1 protein-coding gene is annotated in these 1119 nt (G+C 67.5%); it reads left to right on the forward strand.

Going from position 1 to position 1119, the window contains the following annotated elements:
• Positions 1 to 1119 (forward strand): oligopeptide/dipeptide ABC transporter ATP-binding protein (locus tag EN935_RS37185; RefSeq protein WP_127374296.1); only part of this gene is annotated, 1119 nt, incomplete at both ends.

Below are 1119 nucleotides of genomic sequence, written 5' to 3' on the forward strand. Positions count from 1 at the left end.
TTGCTGCGCTGCCTGCCGCGCGGTGGCCAACGCAAGGATCAGGGCCGCCTCGATACCATTCCGGGCTTCCTGCCCGGCATTGGAACTGACATCAAGGGCTGCGCTTTCGCCGACCGCTGCGCGCTCGCCGATGACCGCTGCCGCAGCGAATTGCCGCCGCTCTATGATCTGGGCGGCCGGCTGTCGCGCTGCTTCCATCACGACAAGGCACAGGCGCTGCCGCGCGCGACACCGAGCGATGTGGCGGCTGCACCAAAGGCGGCAGCCGCACCAGTGCTGCGGGTCGCGGGGCTGAACAAGACCTATGCCAGCCATGGCCACGCGCTGCGCGCCGTCAAGGATGTCTCGCTCGACCTACGGCCCGGCGAAACGCTCGGGCTGGTCGGCGAGTCCGGCAGCGGCAAAACGACCTTCGCCAGGCTGCTGCTCGGCCTGGTGCCACCGGACGAGGGTGGCACCATCGAGCTGGAGGGCAAGGCGCTGGCGCCGCGGCTGGAGAACCGCAGCGACGACCAGATCAAGGCGATGCAGATCGTCTTCCAGAACCCGGACTCCGCACTCAACCGCTCACATTCGATTCGCCACCTGATCGGCCGCGCGCTGAAGCGGCTGGCGGGCCTCTCCGGTAAGGCGCTGGAGGCGCGTCTCAACGACCTCGTCCGCTCGGTGCGGCTCACCGACCGCCATCTTGCGGTCAAGCCACGCCAGCTCTCCGGCGGCCTGAAGCAGCGCGTCGCCATCGCGCGCGCCTTCGCCGGCGACCCGCGCATCGTCGTGTGCGACGAGCCGACCTCGGCGCTCGACGTCTCGGTGCAGGCGGCCATCCTCAACCTGCTCGCCGACCTGCAGTCGAAGGAAGACGTCAGCTACATCTTCATCTCGCATGATTTGGCCGTGGTGCGTTACCTCTCCGACAAGATCGCCGTGCTCTATCTCGGCCGCATCATGGAACTCGGACCGTCGGAAGACGTCTTTTCCGGTCCGCATCACCCCTATACCGAAGCGCTGCTGTCGGCCGTGCCCAAACTCGACCAGACCGAGACGGCACGCATTCGTCTCGACGGCGAAATCCCCAGCGCCACCAACCCGCCGTCGAGACGAATGCGTGCCGTCTCGGTC

Source organism: Mesorhizobium sp. M7D.F.Ca.US.004.03.1.1, from assembly GCF_003998635.1.
Classification (GTDB): domain Bacteria; phylum Pseudomonadota; class Alphaproteobacteria; order Rhizobiales; family Rhizobiaceae; genus Mesorhizobium; species Mesorhizobium loti.